Origin of the sequence: Methylobacterium aerolatum (genome assembly GCF_022179085.1) — a bacterium.
In the GTDB taxonomy this organism is placed as follows: Bacteria; Pseudomonadota; Alphaproteobacteria; order Rhizobiales; family Beijerinckiaceae; genus Methylobacterium; species Methylobacterium aerolatum.
Window position 1 is genome coordinate 101362 of record NZ_BPQE01000002.1, and the last position, 25353, is coordinate 126714.

Consider the following 25353-nt stretch of genomic DNA (forward strand, 5'->3'; position numbering starts at 1 on the left):
GCCGGGGCGGGCGGGCGGGCGCGGCCAGGGACGGGTCACTCCATCGGCGCGCCGCGCAGGCGCTTGGTGGTTCCGCGCTTGGTCTTCTCCTCCAGGCGCCGCTTCTTGGAGGCCAGCGTCGGGCGGGTGGGGCGCCGGGGCGTCGGCGGGACCGCCGCCTCCGCGACGAGGGCAGCCAGCCGCTCCCGCGCATCGGCCCGGTTGCGCTCCTGCGTGCGGAAGCGCTGGGCGTTGATGACGAGGATGCCGTCATCCGTGAGCCGCCGACCGGCCAAGCGCATCAGGCGCACCGCCACGGCATCCGGCAGGGCGCGGGAGCGGCGCACGTCGTAGCGCAGCTGGACGGCCGTCGAGAGCTTGTTGACGTTCTGCCCCCCGGGACCGGAGGCCCGCACGAAGGTCTCGATCAGCTCCCCGTCGGGAATCGCGATCTGGGGCGTGCAGACGAGGGTCACGGCAGGCGTCCGGTCATGGCGGTTAGGACGCCTCGGCCGGGGTGCGGGCGCGCAGCGCCAGGGCGTGCAGGCCCCGGGCGAAGGCCTGATCGAGCAGGCCGTTCACCAGCCGGTGACGCTCCACCCGGCTCTTTCCCTCGAAGGACGCCGACACGATATCCAACCTGTAATGCGTCTCGCCGCCGGGCCGGGCCCCCGAATGGCCGGCATGGAGGTGGGATTCGTCGATCACGTCGAGATGCTGGGGCGTCAGCTCCGCCCGCAACCGCATCTCCATCCAGTCCCGAAGCGTTTCAGCCATCCAAGCGTCCTCCTCCTCCGGGGTGCGTCAAGCCCGATCCCGCGCATGCGTCATCAGGCCCAGCGCACTTGTGTCTCGGAGCGACCCCCTCATAATCGGCCCGTCATGGATCTCAACTCGCGCCTGTTCGACAGCATCCGGATCAAGCCGTCCTGCGACGAGCCGAAGGCCGCTGCCGAGGCGACGTGCGAGGCCGAGGGTTGCACGGCGCCCGGGCTCTACCGTGCGCCGAAGGGGCGCAGGGCGGAAGGGCAGTATTGGCGCTTCTGCATGGACCACGTGCGCGCCTACAACGCCTCGTACAACTACTTCGACGGGATGAACGACGCCGCCGTCCAGGCGTACCAGAAGGACGCGCTCATCGGCCACCGGCCGACCTGGGCGATGGGGGTGAACCGCACCGGCCCGTCCAAGCCCGAGGGCGAGGCGGCCCGCGACTGGGCCTATGTCGATCCGCTTGGCATCCTCCGGGCGAACGGCGTCGGCGACAAGGGCCGCCGGACGAGGCCCGAGGAGCCGGAGCGGCCCAAGCGCTCCGGCGCCGTGCGCAAGGCCCTCGATGTGATGGGCCTCGACGAGGCGGCCGATTCCGCGGCGATCAAGGCCCAGTACAAGACCCTGGTGAAGCGCTTCCATCCGGACGCCAACGGCGGCGACCGCTCCTTCGAGGATCGCCTGCGCGACATCATCCGCGCCCACGACGTCCTGCGGGCCGCGGGGCTGTGCTGACGGGACCGGCCGGGACCGACGCCGGGGTTGCAGGGGACGCCGCCCCGGCACGATCAATGCACCGCCCCGCTCGAAGCGATGGCCTGTGGGCCTATATGAAGGGTGTCGTTCCTCGCGGTAGCGGCTCTCCGCGCCGCCGTCTAAGGTTCCGCCGCTCGCGGACACCACTCCCCTAGCGTCTCCCGCGCGGATGCGGCCTGACGGGCCGCCCCGCGCTCCAAGAGGTTCCGAATGTCTTCTGCCGACACGCCCGCCCGGCTCCCCGACCGCACCGTCTCCGTCCGCGACGTCTTCGGCATCGACCTCGATCTCAAGGTGCCCGCCTTCTCCGAGTCGGAGGAGCACGTGCCCGACCTCGACCCGGACTACATCTTCGACCGGGAGACGACGCTCGCCATCCTCGCCGGCTTCGCCCGCAACCGCCGCGTGATGGTCACCGGCTACCACGGCACCGGCAAGTCGACCCATATCGAGCAGGTCGCGGCCCGGCTGAACTGGCCCTGCATCCGCATCAACCTCGACAGCCACGTCTCGCGCATCGATCTCGTCGGCAAGGACGCGATCGTGCTGCAGGACGGCAAGCAGGTCACCGCCTTCCAGGACGGAATCCTGCCCTGGGCGCTCCAGAACAACGTCGCCCTCGTCTTCGACGAATACGATGCCGGCCGCCCGGACGTGATGTTCGTGATCCAGCGGGTGCTGGAGGTCTCCGGCCGCCTGACGCTCCTCGACCAGAAGCGCGTCATCCGCCCCCACCCGGCCTTCCGCCTGTTCGCCACCGCCAACACGGTCGGCCTCGGCGACACCTCGGGCCTCTATCACGGCACGCAGCAGATCAATCAGGGCCAGATGGATCGCTGGTCCATCGTCACCACCCTGAACTACCTGCCCCACGACCGCGAGGTCGACATCGTCCTGTCGAAGGCCACCCATTACAAGGGCGATGGCGGGCGCGACATCGTCAACCGCATGGTCCGCGTCGCCGACCTCACCCGCAACGCGTTCATGAACGGCGACCTCTCCACCGTCATGAGCCCGCGCACGGTGATCACCTGGGCGGAGAACGCCGACATCTTCCAGGACATCGGCTTCGCCTTCCGCGTCACCTTCCTCAACAAGTGCGACGAGCTGGAGCGGACGCTCGTGGCCGAGTTCTACCAGCGCGCCTTCGGCAAGGAGCTGCCGGAAAGCGCGATGAACGTCGCCCTGAGCTAGCGGGATGGAGGAGAGCGTGGGACGTCTTGCCCCGAGCCCGGAGACGGAGGCCGACGGCTTCGCGCCGCCGCGCGCGGGCGCGACGCGCCACGAGGCGGATGTCTACACCTGGGTGCAGGAGCAGGTGGCGCTCCTGCGCGCGGGCCGGGTCGACGCTCTGGACCTCGAGAATATCGCCGAGGAACTGAGTGACGTGGGTTCGGAGCAATATGACAAGCTCGAGAGTGCGATCGAGGTTCTCGTGGCCCATGCCCTGAAGTGGGATTTTCAGCCCGAGCGCCGCAGCCGAAGCTGGACGCTGACCATCGCGGAACAGAGGGTGCGGATCGAGCGACAGCTGCGCCGAAACCCGGGCCTCAGATCCCGGATCGCGGAGGCGACGGCCGAGGGTTTCCGCACCGGCCGCCTCCGCGCCGCCCGCGAGATGCGCCGCAAGCCGACCGCCCTCCCGACCGATTGCCCCTACAGCTGGGACGACATCCTGAATCGTCCCTTCGACTACGATTCCGATCGGTAGCCCCGCATGTCCCTGTCAAACCGCAAGCCCGGCGAGCGGCGCGAGCCCGTGGCGGAGCCCCTGAAGCGTTCCGTGGCGGGGTGCCTGCGCGCCATCGCCCGCAAGGCCGAGATCGAGGTCACCTACGCCACCGACCGGCCGGCGCTGACGGGCGACAAGGCCCGCCTGCCCGAGCCGCCGCGGAAGATGTCGGCGGGCGATGTCGCCGTGCTGCGCGGCAACGCCGACGCCATGGCGCTGCGCCTCGGCTGCCACGACGTCTCGCTCCATCGCCGCTTCGCCCCCGAGAACGCTCCGGCGCGGGCGGTCTACGACGCCGTCGAGCAGGCCCGCGTCGAGGCCATCGGCTCCCGGCGCATGGCGGGCGTGGCCAGCAACATCTCGGCGATGCTGGAGGATCGCTACCACCGGGGCGGCAAGTACGAGACGATCACCGACAAGGCCGATGCGCCCCTGGAGGACGCCGTCGCCCTGATGGTCCGCGAGCGGCTGACGGGGCAGGCCCCGCCCGAGGCCGCCACCAAGATCGTGGACCTGTGGCGCGAGCATATCGAAGCCAAGGCCGGGCCGAACCTCGACGGGCTCATCGGCTCCATCGAGGACCAGCGCGCCTTCGCCCGCTCGATCCGCGACCTCCTCACCTCCCTCGACATGTCGGACGAGACACCCTTCGACCCGGAGGACGACGAGAACGACGACGAGAACGATGCCCAGGACGACGAGCAGAACCCGAGCGAGGGCGACGCCGAGGAAAAGTCGGAAGGGGATCGGGCCGAGATCGAGACGACGGAGGACGCCTCCGACGAGATCGAGGAAGGCGCCCAGGAGCAGGCCGACGCGCCCTCCGGTGAGTTGCCCGACGAGGCCGAGGATGCCGAATCGGAGGAGGCTTCCGACGCCTCCCGCCCGCCGCCCCGGCAGGCGAACGAGGCGCGCGGTCCCGAGTATAAGGTCTTCAGCCCGCGATTCGACGAGGTGATCCACGCCGAGGACCTCTGCGACGCGGACGAACTCGCACGGCTGCGCAGCTACCTCGACAAGCAGCTCTCCCATCTCCAGGGCGTCGTCGGACGGCTGGCGAACCGCCTGCAGCGGCGCCTGCTCGCCCAGCAGAACCGCGCCTGGGACTTCGACCTCGAAGAGGGCCAGCTCGACCCCGCTCGCCTCGTGCGGGTGGTGACGGACCCGTTCCAGCCCCTCTCCTTCAAGCAGGAGAAGGACACGAACTTCCGCGATACCGTCGTGACGCTGCTCCTCGACAATTCGGGATCGATGCGTGGACGGCCGATCACCGTGGCGGCGACCTGCGCCGACATTCTGGCGCGGACGCTGGAGCGCTGCGGCGTGAAGGTCGAGATCCTCGGCTTCACCACCCGCGCCTGGAAGGGCGGCCAGAGCCGCGAATCGTGGCTCGCGGCGGGCAAGCCGCCCACGCCCGGCCGCCTGAACGACTTGCGCCACATCGTCTACAAGGCGGCGGACGCCCCCTGGCGCCGGGCGCGCAAGAACCTCGGGCTGATGATGCGCGAGGGGCTCCTGAAGGAGAACATCGACGGCGAGGCGCTCGATTGGGCGCATCAGCGCCTGCTCGGCCGCCCCGAGCAGCGCAAGATCCTGATGGTGATCTCCGACGGCGCGCCGGTGGACGATTCGACCCTGTCGGTGAACGCCGGCAACTATCTGGAGCGCCACCTGCGCTGGATGATCGAGGACATCGAGACCCGCTCGCCGGTGGAACTGCTGGCCATCGGAATCGGCCACGACGTGACCCGCTACTACCGCCGGGCCGTGACGATCATCGACGCCGAGGAACTCGGCGGCGCGATGACGGAAAAGCTCGCCGAATTGTTCGAGGAAGACAGCGCCGCTGCACCGGTGCGGATGGCGGCGGGCGGGCGGCGTTAGGAGCCACGTCGAGGGGAGCGACTCACTCCGCGAGAAGTTCCCGCTCCAGCCGTTCCAGCGCCCGGACGAACACGGCTTGATCCCCCAGCGCCCTGGCGAGGACCAGGGCGCCCTGGATCGCGAGAACCGCGTGCTCGGCTCGCTCGGATGCCTCTGGGCGGTTGGCCCGCATCAGAGCCTCGGCCAAGGCGGCCCGCCACGCCGCGAAATACGCGGCGATGCGTGCAGCGAAGCGGTCGCGGGTATCCCCCAGGGCGAAGGCGCCGATCAGGCAGACTCGGCGGCCGGAACGGAAATACGAATCCGTCTCGCGCAACATCCGCCGGATCGCGGCCTCAGGATCGGCATCGTCCCGCAAAGGAGAAAAGATCGCGCGGGTGAACCATCCATCGATCTCGGCCAGGACAGCCTCGGCCATCTCCTCCTTTCCGCCGGGAAAGAAGTAATAGAGGCTGCCCTTGCCGAGTCCTGTCCGCGCCGTGATGGCCGAGAGGCTCGCTCCCTCGAAGCCGTGCTCGCGAAAGACTTCAGCGACGGCGGCGATGGCTGCGGCCCTGTCGGCAACGGTGCGGCTCACAGGCCGAGGTCGCTCAGGCTCGGATGATCAGCCGGGCGGGGGGACGAACGATCCCAATGGAACAGGCGCTCGCCTTCTTGGATCGGCAGGTCGTTGATGCTGGCATGGCGGGCCTGCATCAGTCCGTTCGCATCGAACTCCCAGTTCTCGTTGCCGTAGGCCCGGAACCACGCGCCCGATTCGTCCTGGAATTCATAGGCGAAGCGCACCGCGATCCGATTCTCGTGGAACGCCCAGAGCTCCTTGATCAGCCTGTATTCGTGCTCCCGGCTCCACTTGCGGGTCAGGAACTCGACGATGGCCGGCCGACCCGAAAAAATCTCCGCGCGATTCCGCCAGCGGCTGTCTGGCGTGTAGGCCAGCGCGACCTTTTCGGGATTACGGCCGTTCCATCCGTCCTCGGCGGCGCGGACCTTCTGCGCCGCGGAGGCGGCGGTAAAGGGCGGCAGCGGCGGGCGCGACTCGGACATGGCAGGCTCCTCTGATCTCTGTACCGATCGGTACAGAGTCGGAAACGACCCGTCAATCCCACCGCCTGCGAGAGGACCGGACATGCGAAAGCGACCGGCGCCTTGTGGGCGCCGGTCGCTTTCGAATCAAGCAGGAAGGACGCCTCAGGCGGCGGCCGGAGCCTCGGCGAGCTTCTTGTGCAGCTCGCGCTTCAGGAGGCGCGCGGTCTGCGACAGCTCGCCCTCGGACGCCTTCGCCAGGAAGGCATCGAGGCCGCCGCGGTGCTCGACGGTGCGGAGGGCGTGGGCGGTGATCCGCAGACGCACGCGCTTGCCGAGCGCATCTGACTGCAGCGTGACGTTGCAGAGGTTCGGCAGGAACCGGCACTTGGTCTTGCGGTTCGAGTGGCTCACGAGGTGGCCGACCAGAACGGCCTTGCCGGTGAGTTCGCAGCGGCGCGCCATGACTTGAATAATCCCGTTTCGTTCCGCCGCGGGCCAGATCGCAGCCTGCGCAAACCTTCGCGCCGCGGGCCGCGCCCGTGCGTCAAACCAGGTCCGGCGGAGTCCTGTTGAAGGCGGCGGCTATAGGCGACCCATGGCCGTCCCGTCAAGGCTGGAACGCGGATGACGTGCACGGCGGGCGTTCCAACCCTCTGTTAACCATGGCATGGGGATAACCGGGTTTCCACCGCCCGGCCCGTCCGGCGCGGCCCCTGGATTCGAGCCGGACCATGCGCCTCACGATTCCGGTCAAGACGTTGGCGGCGGCCGGACTGGCCGCCACCCTCGGCCTGAGCCCCTCCGCCAGCGGCGCCCGCCCCCGGGCGGCGAAGGCCGCCGCGTCGTCCGTCGAGATCGACTACGCCATCGCCCTCGCCGGGCTGCGGATCGGCACGGCGCGCCTCTCGGGGGCCTTCGAGCGCGACGCCTACCAAGTGGACGTCTCGGCCACCCTGACCGGGCTCGTCGGCGCCATCACCGGCGGCCAGGGCTCGGCCCGCTCCTCGGGCGTCATCACGAGCGGCGCCCTGCCGAACGCCTTCGCGATCGCCACGCGCACCGCCAATTCCGGCATCACCGTGCGCATGGCGTTGGCCCGCGGCAACGTGGTGCAGACGGCCATCGTCCCGCCGCTGGTGGACATGCAGGACCGCGTTCCCGTGACGGCGGCCAACCGGCGGGGCATCGTCGATCCGGCGAGCGCCCTCGTCATGCCCGTCCGCGCGGGCGCCGGAGCCCTCGATCCGGCCAATTGCGACCGCACCCTCCCGCTGTTCGACGGCGCAACGCGCTTCGACGTGGTGCTGAGCTACGCCGAGACGCGGGAGGTGCAGAAGCCGGGCTATGCCGGGCCGGTGCTGGTGTGCAGCGCCCGCTACCGGGCCATTGCCGGGCACCGCCCCGACCGGCCGGGGGTGAAGTTCATGGAGGACAACCGCGAGATGTCCGTCTGGCTCGCCCCCGTGGAGGGCACACGGGTGCTGGTGCCCCTGCGGATCTCCGTCCTCACCGAGATCGGGACCAACATCATCGAGGCGACCCGGTGGGCCCGGAGCGGCACCGCCGAGCCCGCGACGGTCGCCGCCGCCCCGGCCCTCGCCCAGGCGGGACAGCCCGCCGAGTAGCCCTTCCCTTCGCGCGGCAAGGGACCTATCCCCGCCGGGCGGCAGGCGCCGCGGGAGGCACAGCGATGGCCAAGGGCTACATCATCGTCCGCATGACGGTCACGGACCCGGAGACGTACAAGGAGTACGCCGCCATGGCCTCCGAGGCGATGAGGAAATACGGCTGCAAGCCCCTCGTCCGGGGCGGGCGCAGCGAGGCGCTGGAGGGCGAGGCCCGGCCGCGCAACGTCGTGCTGGAATTCGAGTCCTACGAGGCGGCGCGGACCTACTACTACTCCCCCGAGTATCAAGCGGCCGTGGCCAAGCGCCTGCCCGCCGGCACCGGCGAGGTCGTGCTGGTGGAAGGCGTCGACTAGATCCGGTCGCGGCGGGGTCGGCGGGACGTCCCGGAAAGGAGCGCGTCACCGGATCGCCTCGCATCGCCCGCAAAGACGGCGGCGGATCTGCCCACCTCATCGCTGACGACGTGAGGCGATCCAGGGCAGCGGGACGGATCGAGACCGGGCGCGCGGCCTCGGTTCGCTCCCGCCAAAGGCGGTGGATGACGCACCCTTCGGTGGAACGGCGCCAGACAATCTTTACCGCGCCCGGGCGCAATCATCGGATGCGCGCCCTCGCTCTCCTCGCCCTCCTCCTCTGCGCCGCCCCTGCGGCGGCCCAGCCACTCACCGCCGGCTCGCCCTGCGGCGGCGACGCCTTCTCCTCCGCGCAGGTGATCGAGCACCGGCCGCCCCGGCGCGGGCCGCTCACGGCGGTGCCGGATACACTCTGCGCCGACGTGGCGCCGCAGCAGCCACCGGTGGACCTGCAGATCCAGGCTTACCCCGTCATCGTGCCGCAGGTTGGCAGGCGCGGTCACGGTGGCCCATATTAGGGGCGTCCGAGGCCGTCCGCAGGGATCTTTCCTCGGAACCGGCCCTTCCCCGACGGTCGCACGACCGAAGGACCCCCGATCATCGACTCCCTCCTCCGCCCCGCCCAGCGCTCCCTGCACCGTGACGCCCGCGCCCGCGGCGTGACGGCGGTGCTCGGGCCCACCAACACCGGCAAGACGCACCTCGCCATCGAGCGGATGCTGGCGCATCCGACCGGGATGATCGGGCTGCCCCTGCGGCTGCTCGCGCGGGAGGTCTACCTGCGCGTCGTCGCCAAGGTCGGCCCGGAAAAGGTCGCGCTCGTGACGGGCGAGGAAAAAATAAAGCCGGACCGGCCGCGCTACTGGATCTGCACCATCGAGGCGATGCCCCGGGACCTCGACGTCGCCTTCGTGGCCATCGACGAGATCCAGCTTGGCGCCGACATGGACCGGGGCCACGTCTTCACCGACAGGCTGCTCTACGTGCGCGGCCGGGAGGAGACGCTGCTCATCGGCTCCTCCACCGTCCTGCCGCTGGTGCAGAGCCTCATCCCCAACGTCTACACCACCACCCGGCCGCGCCTGTCGAAACTGACCTTCGCCGGGGAGAAGAAGCTCTCGCGCCTGCCCCGCCGCACGGCCATCGTCGCCTTCTCGGCGGAGGAGGTCTACGCCATCGCCGAGTTGATCCGCCGCCAGCGCGGCGGCGCGGCGGTGGTGCTCGGCGCCCTCTCGCCCCGCACCCGCAACAGCCAGGTGGAGCTCTACCAAAGCGGCGACGTGGACTACCTCGTGGCCACCGACGCCGTGGGGATGGGGCTGAACCTCGACGTGGATCACGTCGCCTTCGCCGCCAACTGGAAATACGACGGCACCCGCTTCCGGCGGCTGACGCCCTCGGAGATGGGCCAGATCGCGGGGCGCGCCGGGCGGCACCTGTCCGACGGCACCTTCGGCTCCACGGGCCGCTGCCAGCCCTTCGAGGCGGAACTGGTGGAGCGGCTGGAGCACCACGACTTCGATCCCCTGCGGATCCTCCAGTGGCGCAACCCGGATTTGTCCTTCACGAGCCTCGACGCCCTCCAGGCGAGCCTGGACGAGCACCCGCACGAGGCGGGCCTCACCCGCGCGCCGATGGGCGAGGACCAGCAGGCGCTGGAAATCCTCATGAAGGAGGAGGACATCCGGGACATGGCCCGCACCCCCTCGGCGGTGCGGCGCCTGTGGGACACCTGCGGCCTGCCCGATTACCGGAAGGTCCATCCCCAGGTTCACGCGGATCTCGTGGCGCAGCTCTACCGCTTCTTGATGAAGGGGATGGCGGGCCGTATCCCCGACCAGTGGTTCGCCGAGCACGTCGCGATGATCGACCGCACGGACGGCGACATCGACACCCTCTCCCGGCGCATCGCGCAGGGGCGGACCTGGACCTTCGTTGCGAACCGGCCGGACTGGCTTCGCGATCCCGAACATTGGCAGGGCGAAACGCGTCGGGTAGAGGACAGACTGTCGGACGCCCTTCACGAACGCCTCGCGAGCCGCTTCGTCGACCGGCGCACCAGCGTCCTGATGCGGCGCCTACGAGAGAACACGATGCTCGAAGCCCAAATTACCCCCGACGGGGATGTCACCGTCGAGGGTCAGCATGTCGGCCAGTTGAACGGGTTCCTGTTCGTGCCCGATGCGAGCGCCGAAGGCCACGAGGCCAAGACGCTGCGCAGCGCCGCCGACAAGGCGCTCTCGAGCGAGTTCGAGGCCAGGGCGGAGCGCTTCTCGGCCACGGCCGATTCGACGCTCGTCCTGTCGCACGACGGCACGATCCGCTGGACCGGCGCCCCGGTGGGCCGCCTCGTGCCCGGCGACAAGCTGTTCGCCCCGCAGATCCGCGTCCTCTCCGACGACAGCCTGGAGACGGCGGCGCGGGAGAAGGTGCAGGCGCGCCTCGACGCGTGGTTGAAGGCCCAGGTGGCGCGCCTCCTCGGCCCGCTCATGGAGATCGAGACCGCCGCCGACCTTACCGGCCTCGCCAAGGGCATCGGCTACCAAGTGGTCGAGGCGCTGGGCGTGCTGGAGCGCGCCAAGGTCTCCCATGAGATGCGCACCCTCGATCAGGACGGCCGCGCCGCCCTGCGCAGGCACGGCATCCGGTTCGGCGCCTACCACATCTTCCTGCCGGCCCTGCTGAAGCCGGCGCCGCGGACGCTGGCCGCCCAGCTCTGGGCCCTGCGCAACGGCGGCCTCGACCAGCGCGGCCTCGACGAGATCGCCCACCTCGCCGGATCGGGTCGCACCTCGATCAAGGTCGACAAGGAGATCGCCAAGGGCCTCTACCGGGCAGCCGGGTTCCGCGTGTGCGGCGAGCGGGCGGTGCGGGTCGATATCCTGGAGCGCTTGGCCGACCTGATTCGTCCGGCCATCGCCTACCGCCCCGGCACCACGCCGGGCGCGCCGCCGGACGGCACCGCCGACGGCGAGGGCTTCGTCGCGACGGTGGGCATGACCTCCCTCGTCGGCTGTTCGGGCGAGGACTTCGCCTCGATCCTGAAGTCGCTCGGCTACGTCAACGAGAGCCGCCCCGGCCCCGCCATCACCGTGCCGCTCCTGCCCGCCGCCGCCACGACCCCCGCTGCGCCGGCCCAAGCCCGCCCCCCCGCCGAGGGTGAGGGCGAGGCCGGAGGCGAGGGTGCCGCATCGTCGGAGACCCCCGCGACCGAGGCGCCGTCCGAGGCCGGGTCTGCGGTGAATCAGGGCGCGACGGCGGCGGAGGACACGCAGTCCCAGGCCGACACGCAGTCCCAGGCCGACGCACAGGCCCAGGCCGACGTGCAGGCCGAGCCGGTCCCGGCCGAGGCCGCCCCGGAGGCGACCTCCGAAGCGGAGGCGCCCGTCGCAGAGGCGGCGCCGGCCAAACCGGAGCCCGCCGTCGCCGAGGAGGCCGATGCGCCGGCCGCCCCCGCGGCGACCGAGGACGCTGCGGCGACGGCGGAAGCCGCCCCCGGCAGTGCCGAGGGTGAGGCCGAGGCCGCCGATGGCGCCGCTGAACCGGGGCCGGAGAGCGCTGCGGCCACCGAGGTTCCCCAGGTCGAGGTGTGGCGCCTCCAGCGCTACCAGCGTCCGGCAAATGCCCGCCCGACCAACCGTCCCCGGGGCGGTGGCCGCCGGGACGGCGCGCAGGCGGGTCAGCCGGGCGGCGAGCAGCCGCGCCGGGCCGAGGGAGAGGCCGGACCGCGCCAGGGGCGCGACGGCCATCGCGACGCGGACCGCCGCCGGGATCGCCCCGAAGGCGGCGGGCGGCCGGACCGCGAGGGCCGGCGCCAGGAGTTCCGGCCGGATCGCAGGCCGGATTCCCGCAACGAGCCGCGCAACGCCGGGCCCCGCCCGGACCAGCGGCCGCCCCGCCGGGAACGCGCGCCGGATCCGGATTCGCCCTTCGCCAAGCTGGCGGCACTCAAGGCGAAGCTCGAATCGGGCGACGGCGGCAAGCGCTGACCGGCGGGAGGCGCGATGCGCGATGGGCGCCAGCGCCTGGACAAGTGGCTATGGTTCGCGCGCTTCGCCAAGACGCGGACCCTGGCCGCCCGCTTGGTGACGGACGGCCATGTCCGTGTGAACGGCACCCGGACGGACAACGCCGCCAAGGGCTTGGCCCTCGGCGACGTGGTCACGGTCTCCGCCCCGTACGCCACCATGGCGATCCGCGTCGTGGACCTCGGCACGCGCCGGGGACCGGCGGAGGAAGCCAAATCGCTCTACGCCGCGTTGTCCGAGGGGGCAGAGTGATGAGACGGCGCCACAGGGCGGCGCTCTCCCCCGGGCGCGGCACCGTCACGCTTGTCAGTGCGGAAGGCAGCGTCTAGAGCCCTTCGCAGAACGCCTGCGCAGCGGCGCAGCCCCCCGGATGCGTGGGCCGAACCGGCCCCGTCCGGTCGAGCGGGCCCTGAGGACGAAGACAGCCGATGACCTACGTCGTCACCGAGAACTGCATCAAGTGCAAGTACATGGACTGCGTGGAAGTCTGTCCGGTGGACTGCTTCTACGAGGGTGAGAACATGCTCGTCATCCACCCGGACGAGTGCATCGATTGCGGCGTCTGCGAGCCCGAGTGCCCCGCCGAGGCGATCAAGCCCGACACGGAGTCGAGCCTGGAGACGTGGCTCAAGCTCAACGCGGACTACGCCAAGAGCTGGCCGAACATCACCCAGAAGAAGGACGCCCCCGCCGACGCGAAGGAATGGGACGGCGTCTCCGGCAAGCTGGAGGCTCACTTCTCGCCGAACGCCGGCTCGGGAGACTGATCGACCCCGGGGCGTCGCCCGCCGTCGCCCCTGCGGCCGGCCGACGCTTTTACGGGTTTCATCCCGCCCGAGACCTGCGTGAAGGGAAGATCAGCCCCGCATTCGACCCCTAGGTCTCCCTGCGCGCCGGTGTAAAACCGAGGCGCGAAGCGGGGCGGCACCCGTGCGTCGGCACGAGGATGCTTTGATTCCGGCGCGGATTGTGGTACACAATCTGCCTGCCGTCGCTCGCGTCAGACGTGCTCACTCCGCGCCGAAACGCATTTCCCATCCGTGGGTTGCATGTGTTCGGCCGCCGGGCTTCACCCCGGCGGAGGGCTCAGTCGCGTGCCCGGCTTCGCCGTCCGACGGAGCCGCCCATCCGGGCGGCCACCGCGCTCCGGCGATCCTACCCGGGTCCGTCGCCCGGGAACAGCGGTTCGCGCGGGCGGCTCTGTCCCGCGCGTCAGTGGAGGCCCTTCACGCATGACCACAGCCAAGAAGACGACCGCAGTCCGGCAAGGCTTCAAGACCGGCGAGGCCGTCGTGTACCCGGCCCACGGCGTGGGTCGCATCACCGCGATCGAGGAACAGGAGATCGCGGGCTACAAACTTGAGCTGTTCGTCGTCTCGTTCGAGAAGGACAAGATGGTCCTGCGGGTCCCCACCGCGAAGGCCAATTCCGTCGGCATGCGCAAGCTCGCCGAGCCGGAGGTGGTGAAGAAGGCCCTCGACGTGCTGACCGGCCGCGCCCGCGTCAAGCGCACCATGTGGTCCCGCCGCGCCCAGGAATACGAGGCGAAGATCAACTCGGGCGACCTGCTCGCTGTGACCGAGGTGGTCCGCGACCTGTTCCGCTCGGAGGCCCAGCCGGAGCAGTCCTACAGCGAGCGTCAGCTCTACGAGGCGGCCCTGGACCGGATCGTGCGCGAAATCTCCTCGGTCAACCGCATCACCGAGACCGAGGCCCTCAAGCTCATCGAGCAGAGCCTCGCCAAGTCGCCGCGCCGCGCCAAGGCCGAAGCCGAGGCGGAAGCCGAGGGCGAAGGCGAGACGGACGGGGACGACATACAGGAGGAGGCCGCCTGAGGGCGGCTTCCCTTCCCAAGCGATCCATCAGCCCGGCCCGCAAGGCCGGGCTTTTTCGTGCGCGGGGCTTGTCGTGGGCTCGCAAGCGTCGCGACCAAGTGCTGACCGACGATGTCAGCGATCACGTCGGCCGCGGGGAAAAATGACGGCGCGTCATTTTTCCCCCTGGACAGACCGAGAAAGACTGGACGGCGCGCTTTCGCGACCCATCTTTCAAAAAGTTGATGAAAAAACCTGCCTGACGGCGCGTTTTTCCGCATCGGAGCGGCGGAACCTTCGTGTTCGCGCTTCCGTTGTCGGAGGCTTGGCGTCGTCCCTTCTCGATGCCTCGCGCGCCGGCCATGGGACCGGTGCCGCACAAGCACTCGTTCGAGAGAGGCAGGCGGGATGGCCGAGATCGCAGGCATTCGTCGACAATTTATCCGGACCGCGATGGAGGCGCCCTTCCTCGCCCGCGACGAGGAGCGGGACCTCGCGGTTCGGTGGAAGGACCGGCGCGATGAGCGCGCCCTGCATCGCCTGATCTCGGCCCACATGCGCCTCGTCATCGCCCTGGCCGGACGTTTCCGTCACTACGGCCTGCCGATGGCCGATCTTGTCCAGGAAGGCCATGTCGGCCTCATGGAGGCGGCGGCCCGGTTCGAGCCGGAGCGGGAAGTTCGCTTCTCCACCTACGCCACCTGGTGGATCCGGGCCTCGATCCAGGACTACATCCTCCGCAACTGGTCCATCGTCCGCGGTGGCACGTCCTCCGCCCAGAAGGCCCTGTTCTTCAATCTGCGCCGGCTCCGCGCACGGCTGATGCAATCCACGGAAGAGCATGTCGGCGACGAGATCCACCGCCGCATCGCCACCGCCATCGGCGTCTCCCGCGACGACGTCGCCCTGATGGATGCCCGCCTCTCTGGCCCCGACATGTCCCTCAACGCCCCGATCGGCGAGGACGGCGACACCGCCTCCGAGCGGATGGACTTCCTCGTGGATGGCGCCGCCCTGCCCGATGAGACCGTCGGGGCGGCCGTGGACGGCGAGCGCCGTCTCGGCTGGTTGCAGCAGGCGCTGGGTGTCCTCTCCGAGCGCGAGTTGCGCATCCTTCGGGAGCGCCGCCTCGCCGAGGATCAAGCGACCCTCGAAGCCTTGGGCCAGCGGCTCGGGATCTCGAAGGAGCGCGTGCGGCAGATCGAGAACCGCGCCCTGGAGAAGCTCCGTCGCGCCCTGGCCGACCGCTTCCCCGCCGAGACCGGCAGCCCCTACGTGGGCTGACGGACGACCGTGGGAGGATCCCAGTGGCCTCGCCCCCTGGATCCCCCGCGTAACCGGTGCTTGCTTTCAGGCCGCCTTGGCCTTCTTGGCCTCGGCGAGACGCTCCCGGCGGCGGCTCCGGCGTCCGGATTCGGGCGTCGCATCGAGCCAGATCACGAGGCCCAGCGCGACAAGGCCCGGGAGGCCCAGGGCGAAGAAGGCCGGAGTCCAGCCGAACCACGAATAGGCGAGGCCGCCGTACCAGCCCGACAGGGCACCGCCGATCCCCTGGACGGCGAAGGCGCTGCCGAGGGCGGTCTGGGTTCTCCCCGACCCCCACGTGAGGTCCGCGACCACGACGGGCACGGCCACGCCGACGATCCCCGAGGCCACGCCGTCGAGGACTTCGGCGCCGATCAGCCACCAGGGATCGTCGATCAACCCCGACATGGCCGCGCGCACCGGCAGCACGGCGAAGGCCACCATCAGGAGCAGGCGGCGGCCCCGCCTGTCGGCGAGCGAGCCCGCGAACAGGGCGACGGGCACCATCACCAATTGCGCCACCATGACGTAGCGCGCGGTCCAGGTCGTGGCGTCCCCCGCCGTCGCCACGAGCTTCTGGCCGAGCAGCGTCAGCATCCCGCCATTGCCGAGGTTGAACAGGGCGAGCGCCACGGTGAGGACGAGGAGACGGCGGTTGCCGAGCACCTGCCGGATACCGCTCCGCTCGGGCTCGTCGTCGCCCTCTTCGTCCCAGCCCACCGCCCTCCGACGGCTCCAGGCGTCGCCGGGGGTCGAGACCGTCGCGACGATGGCGGCGACGGCCATGCCGCCGAGGATGTAGAAGGGAAGCGCCGGGCCGAACATCGTGCCGACGCTGATCGCGCCGGCCGCCAGCAGGATGCCGACGTGGTTGAAGGCTTGGTTGCGCCCCTGCTGCTTGGGGAAGCGGTCCTTGCCGACGATGCCGAGGGTCAGGGCCGCCACGGCGGGCAGGAGCAGCGTGCCACCGGCCGCCGCCAGGAACTGCGCGGTGAAGACGGCGAAGAAGCTGCGGGCCGGAAGGAGCAGGAGCGTCCCCGCGAGGATCGCCGTGCAGGCCATCCCGATGAGGAGACGCGGCCGCGCGACGCGGTCCACCAGGGCGCCGGCGGGCCCACTCAGGAACAGGGTCGCGAACCCGACGAGGGTGATGACGAGGCCGACCCGCGCGGGGCTCCACTCGCCGGTCTCGGCGAGCCACGTCCCCAGGAAGGGGCCGAGCCCTCCCTGGATGTCGCCGATGAACAGGTTGATCAGTGCGAGGTGGGCGGTGGGGCTCATGCGATCCGGTTATCGTTGGACGGCCCGCACTGGGCCGCCCCGCGCCAACCGTCAAGCTTGCGACGCCCCCGCGCCGTCATGACCGGGGGCGCGAGCGCCCCCGCCGACTCAGGAAGCGAGGGGGCCGGGGGCGCCCTGCTGCTCCATCATCTTCTGCCGGTAGAGGCCGACGAAATCGATCGGGTCGATGTACAGGGGCGGGAAGCCGCCGTTGCGCACGGCCTCGGCCACGATCTGCCGGGCGAAGGGGAAGAGCAGGCGCGGGCACTCGATCATCACCGCCGGGTGCATCTGGTCGTCCGGGATGTTGAGCATCCGGAAGATGCCGGCATACTTCACGTCGAAGGCGAAGAGCACCTCGCCGTCCATCTTGGCGTCGCCCTCGAGGGTCAGCTCCACCTCAAAGTCCGTCTCGGCGAGCTGCGAGGCGTTGACGTTGACCTGGATGTTGATCTGCGGACCCTGGCCCTCCTTCGGCTGGAGGGAGCGCGGCGCGTTCGGGTTCTCGAAGGAGAGGTCCTTCACGTACTGGGCGAGGGCGTTGATGGTCGGGGCGGCTTGCTGCGCGCCGCCGTTGCCGTTGGCTGCCGGGGAATCGGCCATCGGGTCATCCTTCTCGATCAAGCGTCCGGCATGGACGGCGAAACGATCATCGCCCGGCGGGATTCGGCATCCCGCGGGCGTCGGCGCCGCTAACACGCCCGCTCGGGCGCGACAAGCGAAGGGCCGCGGCGCCCGGAAAAGGGGCCGTCCGCCCCTGCATCGCGCGCCTTCGTCGCGGCACCTCCGCGCGTCGATCAACAACCGGCTCGATCCGGGCGCGTTGGTCGGATAAGACTGGTCGCTTAGATGCAAGCGACATGGCCTAGTCGCGCGGGGCGTTGAGACGCGCGAGCGGCCGCAATCGGATCGGTGATGCAGGACGGCTTCGATATTACCACGATCATCTTCCTGGCTCTGGCCGTGTTCGTGATCTGGCGTCTGCGTTCGGTGCTGGGGCAGAAGACCGGCACGGAGCGCTCTCCCTTCAAGCCGGTGGAGCGCAGCCGCACGGAGCCGCAGGGCCGCGCCGAGCGCGACAACGTCGTGCGGCTGCCCGGCGTCGACCGGGTGTCGCAGCCCTCGGCGCCCGCCGCCCCCCGCGACTGGCGGGGCATCGCCGAGCCCGGCTCGGAGGTGGCCCGCGGCCTGGAGGCCGTGGTCCAGATCGAGCCGGCCTTCGATCCGAAGGCCTTCATCGAGGGGTCCAAGGTCGCCTACGAGGCGATCATGATCGCCTTCGCCAAGGGCGACCGGAAGACCCTGCGCAGCCTCCTCTCGAAGGAGGTGGGCGAAGCCTTCGAGCGGGCCATCGCGGAGCGCGAGCGGAACCGGCAGACCCTGGACACCACCTTCGTCTCGATCGACCGGGCCGAGATCGTCGCTGTCGATGTCCGGAACCGGGTGGCGCAGGTCACGGTGCGGTTCCTCTCGAACCTCATCACCGCCACCCGCAACGCCGAGGGCAAGGTGGTGGACGGCAGCGCCGAGACCGTTGTGGAGGTGCCCGACGTATGGACCTTCGCCCGGACCCTGGGCTCCCGCGACCCCAACTGGCAGCTCGTCGCCACCGAAGCCGGCGCCTGACCCCTCGAAGCCGACGCCACAGCCGTGCGAGCGCAGCGCGTTCCATCCGGAGAGGGTCCGGCCGTCCCGGTGCGGGCCGCCCTCGCTTCTGCCCCTGTCCTCGCCGCGCTGCTCCTGATGATGGCGGGGGCGGCGGCCGCGCCCGGCGAGGTCGGCGGCGCCCGCCTGGAGCCGGTGTCGCCCGCCGAGTTGGCTGGTTTCCCCGGGCCGGATGCGGCCAAGGTGCTCGCGGCCTTCCGCACGCTCTGCACGGCCCCTCCGCCCGCCCTCCCGCAGGCCGCCTCCGTGGCGGGCGACCCGCAGGATCTCGCCGCCGCCTGCGATGAGGCCGCCCGCGTGCCGCCCGAGGGCGCGGCCGCCTTCTTCCGCGAGCGGTTCGAGCCCTTCCGCATCCGGCGCACCGACGGGCGCCCCGGATTCCTCACGGGCTATTTCGAGCCGGAACTCGCGGGCTCCCTGGAACCGGGCGAAGGCTTCACGGCGGCGGTGCTCGCCCGGCCGGACGACCTCGTGAGCCTCGGCCCCGGCGAGACCCGCCCCGGCCTCGATCCCACCCTGCGGGCCGCCCGCGCCACGGCTGCGGGCTTCGAGCCCTATCCCGATCGGGCGGCGATCGAGGACGGCGCCCTCGGCGCGAAGGCCCGGCCGATCCTGTGGCTGCGTGACGGGATCGACCTTCTGGTCCTGCAGGTCCAGGGGTCGGGCCGGGTCCGCCTGCCGGACGGGCGGGTGGTCCGCGTTCTCTTCGACGGCAAGAACGGCCGCCCCTACACGGCCGTGGCGAAGCTGATGGTCGAGGCGGGGCACCTGCCCCTCGACGGACTGACTTTGGCGAAGTGGACCGGATGGCTGCGGGACCATCCGGCGGAGGCCAAGGCCCTCATCCGGCGCAACGCGTCGTACGTCTTCTTCCGCCTCGCCCCCGTGGAGGATCCCGGCCTCGGGCCGCCCGGCGCCGCCAATGCGCCGCTGCCTCCCGGCATCGGCCTCGCCGTGGATGCCACCCTGTGGCGGTACGGCCTGCCCTTCTGGCTGGAGCCCCAGGACGGACGGAGCCGGCTCACCCTCGCCGCCGACACGGGCTCGGCCATCGTCGGCCCGGCCCGGGGGGACCTCTTCCTCGGCACCGGAGCCGAGGCGGGGATCGCGGCGGGCAACCTCCGCGACGCGACGGGCTTCACCGTTCTGCTGCCCCGCCCCCGGAGGGCGCCGTGAGAACGCCGCGACGCACACGCCCCCTTTCTTCGGGGGAGGCGCGCCTGTGGCGCGAGGTCGCCAAGCGCGTTACACCCCTGCGCGGTCGCTCCCTGCCGGAGGCGGCGGACGACGATGCCCCCGTCCCGGCTGCGGCCGCCGGCCCGCGGCCCGCGACGCCCGCCTTCGCGACGCCTGCCTTCCCCCAATCGCGCCCGTCCCGTCCGAGCACGCCCGCCGACAAGTCGGGCAAGGACAAGCCCGGCAAGGCGGCGAAGCGGCCACCGCCGACCTTCGCCCCGCCTCCACCGCGCACGGCCACCGCCCTGCCCTATCAGGCACCACGGCAACAGCCCCTCCCGACGGAGGGACTGGAGCGGCAGGCCCGCGTCGCCCTCCGCCGGGGACGCCGCGCCATCGAGGCCCGCCTCGACCTCCACGGGATGGTACAGTCGCAGGCCCATGCCGCCCTGACGGGCTTCCTGCTCCAGGCCCGGGCCGCCGGGCACAGCTACGTCCTCGTCGTCACCGGCAAGGGGGGCGAGGGCTACGCGGACCCGTTCGGCGAGCGCGGGGTGCTGCGCCGGAGCGTGCCCCACTGGCTGCGTGGGCCGGACCTGCGGGCCATCGTCCACGGCTTCGAGGAGGCCGCCCGCCATCACGGCGGGGGCGGCGCGCTGTATGTGCGGCTGCGGCGGCGGTAGGGCGCTCAGAAGGCCTCGGGCAGGCCGGCGTCCCTGAGGATGCCGTTTGCCGTATGAACCATGACTGTGTTGCGGGGGACTGTGAACCGGCGCCCGGTGATCGGACTGAACCAAATCTCGTGGGAACCCTTCGCCGCGCGCACGAAGGTGCACCCTGCGCTACAAAGCAGCCGGATCAGATCTGGGTAGAGATTGCCCCCATTCAGGCGGCGCGGGCCCGCTTGGCCAGGGCGATATGCTGGATGCAGACGGGTATTCCGGCCGCATCGCCCGCGGACGACTCCGGAGCCCCGACGAGATCAGGCGTCACATCTTCGATGACGGCGATCAGGTCATCGAGGGTTGCCGCCTCGGCATGGAGCCCCGGGATGTCGGATTCGTGCACGAACCAGACACCGGCCTCCTGATCGTGACTGACCTTGACCGTGAAGGACATCGACGCACCATCGATGGGCTGACGTATGATGATTGCGGCACGGCGGCAAGCATCTCGCCCGCGCCCACAGCCCGCATTGCGGAAAGCGGCGAAGCCGCCGATATCGGGGCTCCCGCGCCGGCCCGCGCCCCCTTCCCTGACCCCGCCCGACACCGATGCCCGAATTGCCCGAGGTCGAGACCGTTCGCCGGGGCCTTGAGCCCGCGATGGTCGGCGCCCGCTTCAGCCGCGTCACCCTCCGCCGCCCGGACCTGCGCTTCCCCTTCCCGCCGCGCTTCGCCGCCCGGCTCGAAGGGCGCGCGGTGACGGCCCTGGCCCGCAGGGCGAAGTACCTCACCGCCGCCCTCGATTCCGGCGAGACGCTGATCATGCATCTCGGCATGAGCGGCCGGTTCGACGTCGCACTGCCGGACGGGCGCAACCTCTCGCCGGGGGACTTCTACCTGGAGGGCAGCCAGGGCGTGCCGAAGCACGACCACGTCGTGATGGCGATGAGCACCGGCGCGACGATCACCTACAACGACACCCGCCGCTTCGGCTTCATGGACCTCGTGCCGAGCGAGACCCTGGCCGAGAGCCGCCACTTCGCGCGGATGGGCGTGGAGCCCCTCGACGGGCTGACGGGCGCCGTGATCGCAGACCTCTTCCGGGGCAAGATCACGCCGCTGAAGGCCGCGCTCCTCGATCAGCGCCTGATCGCAGGGCTCGGCAACATCTATGTCTGCGAGGCCCTGCACCGGGCGCGCCTCCACCCCGAGGCCCCGGCGGGTAGCCTCGCCCGGCCCGACGGCCGCCCCACTGCCGCCGCCAACGCCCTGGCCAAGGCGGTGGTGGCCGTCCTGAACGAGGCCGTCCGGGCCGGCGGCTCGACCCTGCGCGACTATGCCCACACCGACGGCAGCACGGGGGCCTTCCAGAACGCCTTCCGGGTGTACGACCGGGTCGGCCTGGCCTGCACCCGCGCCGGCTGCGGGGGACAGATCGCGCGCGTGGTCCAGGCGGGCCGCTCCACCTTCTTCTGTGCATCCTGCCAGCCGGAGAGCCGCCAAGCCGCGTCCGCCGGTGCGGCCGGACGGCAATTTCGCCACAAAAGCGGTTAGGGTTGCGGGCTGAAGCGATAACCCGTTGCGGGCGGCCGGCCCGGACCCATCCGTGAGGGGGGATCGGCCGGACCGCCGAGGATCCCGATGTTCTTTCGCCGTTCCAAGACGAAGCCCGGCCCGGGACAGGAGGCGGCCGAGCACGACGACGCGCTCGACGGGCAGGCCCTGCCCCAGCGCCTTTCGCCCCGCTCCCCGAGCGAGGCGATCAAGCCCATCGCTGCCCCGCCCCCGCCGGACCGGCCGGAGCGTGAGCGCGGCGGTATGATCGGCCTGTTCAGCGGCCTCCTGACGCTGGCGGTGGCCGCCGCCCTGGCGGGCATGGTGACCCTGACGATCTACCAGCGGAACGTACAGGAGCCCGGCCCGCTTCCCGCGGACAAGGTCGTCGTCATCCCGAGCCACAGCGGCACCGTCGAGATCGCCGAGACCCTCGCGAAGGAAGGCGTCATCCAGCATACCGGGCTGTTCGAGTTCGCCGCGCGCTTCGGCGGGCGGCCGCCGCTGCGGGCGGGGGAGTACCTCTTCAAGGCCCATGCGAGCATCGCCGACACCCTCGACACCCTCGCCACGGGACGGCAGATCCAGCACTCCATCACCTTCCCCGAGGGTCTGACCTCGGAGCAGATCGTCGCCCGCCTCAACGACAACGACGTGCTCGCGGGCGACATCAGCGAGACCCCGCCCGAAGGCTCGCTCCTGCCGGACACCTACAAGTTCGAGCGGGGCGCCACCCGCCAGATGATCGTCAACCTGATGAAGGCGAAGCAGAAGGAGGTGCTGAACCAGATCTGGCAGCGCCGCAGCGCCGACATCCCGGTGAAGACCCCGGCGGAACTCGTGACGCTGGCCTCGATCGTCGAGAAGGAGACGGGCCGGGCGGACGAGCGGCCCCGCGTCGCCGCCGTGTTCGTCAACCGCCTCAACAAGCGGATGCGCCTGCAATCGGACCCGACCATCGTCTACGGCCTCGTGGGCGGCCGGGGCACCCTCGGGCGCGGCATCCTCCGCTCGGAGATCGACCGGCCTACGCCCTACAACACCTACACCATCGAGGGACTGCCGCCGGGGCCGATCGCCAATCCCGGCAAGGCGGCGCTGGAGGCGGCGGCCAACCCGTCCCGCACCCGCGACCTCTACTTCGTGGCCGACGGCACCGGCGGCCATGCCTTCGCCGAGACCCTCGACGCGCACCAGCGCAACGTCGCCCGCTGGCGCGCCGTGGAGAAGAGTCGCCAGTCCCCGCCGGACGCGGTGGACAAGGCCGATCCCAACGCCGACTCGGCCGCCCGCCCGACGGGCCCCGTGCCGGGGGGCACCAACGCCGCCCTCCTCGACCCCGCCTCGCCCGAGGGGCGCTCGCGCGCCTTCGACGCCTCCGAGGGCACCAAGCTCGATCCCCTCAAGAACAAGACCTACGACCTCGGCTCGCCGAAGAACGTCCCGGTCCTGGCCGAACCCCCGGCGCTCAAGACGCGGCAGCGGTAGGGGCCTCCCCCTCTTTTCTCCGCGACGATCCGTGCTACAGCCGCCCTCCTCTCGGAGGGTGGCGGTATCCATGGCCCAGATCGCGAGCATGACGGGTTTCGCCCGCGCCGCCGGCGCCACGGGCCGGACGCAATGGGCTTGGGAGGTCCGCAGCGTCAACGGCCGGGGGCTCGACGTGCGGGTCCGGGTGCCGAACGGCCACGAGGCGGTCGGCGAGACGGCCCGCACGGCCCTGCAGCGGACCCTGGCGCGCGGCCAGTGCCAGCTCTCCCTCAACCTGACCCGGGGCGAAGGCGCCCCGAACATCCGGATCGATGAGGGGCTTCTCGCGAGCCTGGCCGAGGCGGTGGCGCGTGTCCCCCGGCCGGAGGGCATCGCCCCGGCGACGATGGATGGGCTGCTCGGCATCCGGGGTGTGATCGTCTCCGACGACGAGGCGGCCGACGACGGCGCCCTGGCCCGCGACCTGACGGCGGGCGTCGCGCAGCTGGTCGCGGACCTCGTGGAGGCGCGCCACACCGAGGGCCGCCAGCTCGCCGAGGTCGTCTCGGGCCAGATCGACCGCATCGCCGCCCTGACGGCGGCGGCGGAGGACGAGCCCGCCCGGCGGATCGAGGCCGTCCGCGCCCGTCTGGCCGCCAGCGTCGAGGCCCTGTCCGGCACCGGGCTGGACCCGGAGCGGCTGCATCAGGAAGCCGTCCTGCTCGCCGCCAAGGCCGATGTCCGCGAGGAGCTGGACCGGCTGCACGCGCATGTCGCCTCCGTCCGCGAGTTGCTGGCGGCGGGCGGCACCATCGGCCGCCGCCTGGACTTCCTGGCCCAGGAACTCGGCCGCGAGGCGAACACCCTCTGCGCCAAGGCCGGGGATGTCGGCCTGTCCCGGATCGGCCTTGAGCTGAAGTCCGTGGTCGAGCAGTTTCGCGAACAGGTGCAGAATATCGAGTGAGTCGCGTGGGCGACGCGAGCACTTTCCGATTTCCGGCGCCCCACACCATCAGAGAAAGCTCGGGTAATCCGTGATCGACGAGACAACCATCGCACGGCGGGGACTGATCCTCATCCTGTCCTCGCCCTCCGGCGCCGGGAAGACGACCCTGACGCGTGCCATCGCCGGGGATCCGAGCTGGGCGCTCGAACTGTCGATCTCGGTCACGACCCGGGCACGCCGACCCTCGGAGATCGACGGGCGGCACTACCATTTCATCGAGCGCGAAACCTTCGAGGACCTGCGCGCCCGGGACGACCTGCTCGAATCCGCCGAGGTCCACGGCAATTGCTACGGCACGCCCCGGCGTCCGGTGGAAAAGGTCCTGGGCGCCGGCCGGGACATGATCTTCGACATCGACTACCAGGGCACCCGGCAGGTCCGCGGGAAGCTCGCCGGTGACGTGGTGAGCGTGTTCATCCTGCCGCCCAGCATGGCCGAGCTGCGCCACCGCCTGGAACGCCGCGCCGAGGACTCGGCCGAGACCATCGAGCGGCGGCTGTCCAACGCCCGCACCGAGATCCAGCGTTGGAGCGAGTACGACTACGTCATCGTCAACGACGACCTCGACAGCGCCTTCACCGCCCTCAAGAATATCCTGGCCGCCGAGCGGCTGAAGCGCACCCGCCGCACCGGCCTCGCCGCCTTCGTGGAAGGTCTGCTCGCCGAAGGGGAGCGGGGTTAGCGGGCCGCCTCACGCCGCCACGGCGAGCCACCGCCGCATCGCGTCGAAGGTCCCGTTCGCCGCTGCGACGACTGTGCCGGCCTCGCCGCCGTAGGTGTCGAGGCGGCTCCGGAAGGCGCCCCACATCGCCCCGGTCCGCGGGCCGTGGGCGGTGTAGTAGGCCAAGCCGTCCTCCGCGAACCCGTGGGTCGCCGCCACGTGCCGGCCGATGACCTTGCCGCCGAGAGTCGAGCCTTCCAGCACATAGAGCGCGCCCATGGCCGCCGCCGGGCCGGGGAGCGCCGGAGCGGGCGCCGTGGGCAATCCGTCGATCCGCTCCGGCGGGAGACCGAGGAAGGCGAGGTCCCGGGCGAGGGCCGCCACCCGGCGCCGGGCATCGAAGAACGCGCCGTCGGACAGGGCGGCGCCGATGGCGGGCTCCCAGCTGCGATGGAACCCGTAGAGGCGGGCGAGGAGGCTGCGGTAGCCCTCCAGGGTGGCCACACGCGGCGCCCAATCGAGCTCGTGCTCCAGGGCCACATGGGCGGGAGCCGTCGCCTGCCTCAGGAGCAGATGGAGAGGCCCGTCGGTCATTC

29 protein-coding genes are annotated in these 25353 nt (G+C 71.1%); 19 read left to right on the forward strand and 10 right to left on the reverse strand.

Features of this window, described 5'->3' with window-relative positions:
• Window positions 1-35 precede the first annotated feature (35 nt).
• Together arfB and MFF06_RS00955 are read right to left on the reverse strand one after the other, a co-directional pair.
• On the reverse strand, window positions 36-455 hold the full coding sequence (arfB, locus tag MFF06_RS00950) for an alternative ribosome rescue aminoacyl-tRNA hydrolase ArfB (RefSeq protein WP_238201123.1): 420 nt from the start codon (window positions 453-455) through the stop codon (window positions 36-38).
• Window positions 456-477: 22 nt separating this feature from the next.
• Window positions 478-756 (reverse strand): BolA family protein, encoded by a 279-nt coding sequence (locus MFF06_RS00955; protein WP_238201124.1) that lies wholly within the window; start codon window positions 754-756, stop codon window positions 478-480.
• Between the two features lie 105 nt (window positions 757-861).
• On the opposite strand from MFF06_RS00955, the gene MFF06_RS00960 reads away from it, so the two are divergent.
• The 4 genes from MFF06_RS00960 to cobT all read left to right on the forward strand — a co-directional run bounded on the left by MFF06_RS00960 (window position 862) and on the right by cobT (window position 5122).
• The gene (locus MFF06_RS00960; protein WP_238201125.1) at window positions 862-1485 is read left to right on the forward strand and encodes a J domain-containing protein; all 624 of its coding nucleotides are present in this window, start codon (window positions 862-864) and stop codon (window positions 1483-1485) included.
• Window positions 1486-1716: 231 nt separating this feature from the next.
• Complete coding sequence (gene cobS / locus MFF06_RS00965; RefSeq protein ID WP_238201126.1) at window positions 1717-2700, forward strand: cobaltochelatase subunit CobS; 984 nt, start codon at window positions 1717-1719, stop codon at window positions 2698-2700.
• Window positions 2701-2716: 16 nt separating this feature from the next.
• A complete protein-coding gene (locus MFF06_RS00970) occupies window positions 2717-3217 on the forward strand; it encodes a DUF29 domain-containing protein (RefSeq protein ID WP_370876544.1) in 501 nt (166 codons plus the stop codon).
• Between the two features lie 6 nt (window positions 3218-3223).
• Window positions 3224-5122 (forward strand): cobaltochelatase subunit CobT, encoded by a 1899-nt coding sequence (cobT, locus tag MFF06_RS00975; protein ID WP_238201128.1) that lies wholly within the window; start codon window positions 3224-3226, stop codon window positions 5120-5122.
• A gap of 22 nt (window positions 5123-5144) precedes the next feature.
• Here the strand turns inward: cobT and MFF06_RS00980 are convergent, their stop codons facing one another.
• From MFF06_RS00980 to rpmB, 3 genes are all read right to left on the reverse strand, one after another.
• Entirely contained in the window at window positions 5145-5699 is a 555-nt protein-coding gene (locus tag MFF06_RS00980; protein WP_238201129.1) for a TetR/AcrR family transcriptional regulator, read from the reverse strand.
• Window positions 5696-6169, reverse strand: a complete 474-nt coding sequence (locus MFF06_RS00985) for a nuclear transport factor 2 family protein (RefSeq protein ID WP_238201130.1) — start codon at window positions 6167-6169, stop codon at window positions 5696-5698. Before MFF06_RS00985 ends, MFF06_RS00980 begins: the two co-directional genes overlap by 4 nt.
• Window positions 6170-6313: 144 nt before the next feature.
• Entirely contained in the window at window positions 6314-6613 is a 300-nt protein-coding gene (rpmB, locus tag MFF06_RS00990; protein WP_238201131.1) for a 50S ribosomal protein L28, read from the reverse strand.
• Window positions 6614-6882: 269 nt separating this feature from the next.
• Here rpmB and MFF06_RS00995 point away from each other — a divergent pair, with 269 nt between their 5' ends.
• From MFF06_RS00995 to MFF06_RS01030, 8 genes are all read left to right on the forward strand, one after another.
• Window positions 6883-7776, forward strand: coding sequence for a DUF3108 domain-containing protein (locus tag MFF06_RS00995; RefSeq protein WP_238201132.1), 894 nt, complete (start codon window positions 6883-6885; stop codon window positions 7774-7776).
• Between the two features lie 65 nt (window positions 7777-7841).
• Window positions 7842-8132 (forward strand): DUF1330 domain-containing protein, encoded by a 291-nt coding sequence (locus tag MFF06_RS01000; RefSeq protein WP_238201133.1) that lies wholly within the window; start codon window positions 7842-7844, stop codon window positions 8130-8132.
• 248 nt (window positions 8133-8380) lie between these two features.
• On the forward strand, window positions 8381-8650 hold the full coding sequence (locus tag MFF06_RS01005) for a hypothetical protein (RefSeq protein ID WP_238201134.1): 270 nt from the start codon (window positions 8381-8383) through the stop codon (window positions 8648-8650).
• A 141-nt stretch (window positions 8651-8791) separates the two neighbouring features.
• Window positions 8792-12121 (forward strand): helicase-related protein, encoded by a 3330-nt coding sequence (locus MFF06_RS01010; RefSeq protein WP_370876542.1) that lies wholly within the window; start codon window positions 8792-8794, stop codon window positions 12119-12121.
• A 15-nt stretch (window positions 12122-12136) separates the two neighbouring features.
• Window positions 12137-12412, forward strand: a complete 276-nt coding sequence (locus tag MFF06_RS01015) for an RNA-binding S4 domain-containing protein (protein ID WP_238201135.1) — start codon at window positions 12137-12139, stop codon at window positions 12410-12412.
• Window positions 12413-12588: 176 nt separating this feature from the next.
• Window positions 12589-12927: a ferredoxin FdxA gene (fdxA, locus tag MFF06_RS01020; protein WP_238201136.1), complete on the forward strand. Its 339-nt coding sequence runs from the start codon at window positions 12589-12591 to the stop codon at window positions 12925-12927.
• A 465-nt stretch (window positions 12928-13392) separates the two neighbouring features.
• The gene (locus MFF06_RS01025) at window positions 13393-13995 is read left to right on the forward strand and encodes a CarD family transcriptional regulator (protein ID WP_238201137.1); all 603 of its coding nucleotides are present in this window, start codon (window positions 13393-13395) and stop codon (window positions 13993-13995) included.
• Window positions 13996-14382: 387 nt separating this feature from the next.
• Window positions 14383-15258 carry an RNA polymerase factor sigma-32 gene (locus MFF06_RS01030; RefSeq protein ID WP_238201138.1) on the forward strand — a complete coding sequence of 292 codons (876 nt, stop codon included), beginning with the start codon at window positions 14383-14385 and terminating at the stop codon, window positions 15256-15258.
• 66 nt (window positions 15259-15324) lie between these two features.
• Here the strand turns inward: MFF06_RS01030 and MFF06_RS01035 are convergent, their stop codons facing one another.
• Window positions 15325-16560, reverse strand: a complete 1236-nt coding sequence (locus MFF06_RS01035; protein ID WP_238201139.1) for an MFS transporter — start codon at window positions 16558-16560, stop codon at window positions 15325-15327.
• Window positions 16561-16668: 108 nt separating this feature from the next.
• Entirely contained in the window at window positions 16669-17163 is a 495-nt protein-coding gene (secB, locus tag MFF06_RS01040) for a protein-export chaperone SecB (RefSeq protein ID WP_238201140.1), read from the reverse strand.
• 312 nt (window positions 17164-17475) lie between these two features.
• Here secB and MFF06_RS01045 point away from each other — a divergent pair, with 312 nt between their 5' ends.
• From MFF06_RS01045 to MFF06_RS01055, 3 genes are all read left to right on the forward strand, one after another.
• A complete protein-coding gene (locus MFF06_RS01045) occupies window positions 17476-18186 on the forward strand; it encodes a Tim44/TimA family putative adaptor protein (protein WP_238201141.1) in 711 nt (236 codons plus the stop codon).
• Window positions 18187-18303: 117 nt separating this feature from the next.
• Entirely contained in the window at window positions 18304-19401 is a 1098-nt protein-coding gene (mltA, locus tag MFF06_RS01050) for a murein transglycosylase A (RefSeq protein WP_238201280.1), read from the forward strand.
• The gene (locus tag MFF06_RS01055; RefSeq protein WP_238201142.1) at window positions 19398-20084 is read left to right on the forward strand and encodes a Smr/MutS family protein; all 687 of its coding nucleotides are present in this window, start codon (window positions 19398-19400) and stop codon (window positions 20082-20084) included. The genes mltA and MFF06_RS01055 overlap by 4 nt, the downstream gene beginning before the upstream one ends.
• A 5-nt stretch (window positions 20085-20089) precedes the next feature.
• On the opposite strand, the gene MFF06_RS01060 is transcribed toward MFF06_RS01055, so the two are convergent.
• A complete protein-coding gene (locus tag MFF06_RS01060; protein ID WP_373323081.1) occupies window positions 20090-20332 on the reverse strand; it encodes a type II toxin-antitoxin system HicA family toxin in 243 nt (80 codons plus the stop codon).
• On the reverse strand, window positions 20287-20520 hold the full coding sequence (locus tag MFF06_RS01065; RefSeq protein WP_238201143.1) for a DUF1902 domain-containing protein: 234 nt from the start codon (window positions 20518-20520) through the stop codon (window positions 20287-20289). The genes MFF06_RS01060 and MFF06_RS01065 overlap by 46 nt, the downstream gene beginning before the upstream one ends.
• A 155-nt stretch (window positions 20521-20675) precedes the next feature.
• Here MFF06_RS01065 and mutM point away from each other — a divergent pair, with 155 nt between their 5' ends.
• The 4 genes from mutM to gmk all read left to right on the forward strand — a co-directional run bounded on the left by mutM (window position 20676) and on the right by gmk (window position 24778).
• Window positions 20676-21620 (forward strand): bifunctional DNA-formamidopyrimidine glycosylase/DNA-(apurinic or apyrimidinic site) lyase, encoded by a 945-nt coding sequence (gene mutM, locus MFF06_RS01070; RefSeq protein ID WP_238201144.1) that lies wholly within the window; start codon window positions 20676-20678, stop codon window positions 21618-21620.
• Window positions 21621-21707: 87 nt separating this feature from the next.
• Complete coding sequence (mltG, locus tag MFF06_RS01075) at window positions 21708-23108, forward strand: endolytic transglycosylase MltG (RefSeq protein WP_238201145.1); 1401 nt, start codon at window positions 21708-21710, stop codon at window positions 23106-23108.
• Window positions 23109-23178: 70 nt separating this feature from the next.
• The gene (locus MFF06_RS01080) at window positions 23179-24054 is read left to right on the forward strand and encodes a YicC/YloC family endoribonuclease (protein WP_238201146.1); all 876 of its coding nucleotides are present in this window, start codon (window positions 23179-23181) and stop codon (window positions 24052-24054) included.
• A 73-nt stretch (window positions 24055-24127) separates the two neighbouring features.
• A complete protein-coding gene (gene gmk / locus MFF06_RS01085) occupies window positions 24128-24778 on the forward strand; it encodes a guanylate kinase (protein WP_238201282.1) in 651 nt (216 codons plus the stop codon).
• 9 nt (window positions 24779-24787) lie between these two features.
• On the opposite strand, the gene MFF06_RS01090 is transcribed toward gmk, so the two are convergent.
• Window positions 24788-25351 (reverse strand): biliverdin-producing heme oxygenase, encoded by a 564-nt coding sequence (locus tag MFF06_RS01090; RefSeq protein ID WP_238201147.1) that lies wholly within the window; start codon window positions 25349-25351, stop codon window positions 24788-24790.
• Window positions 25352-25353: the final 2 nt, after the last annotated feature.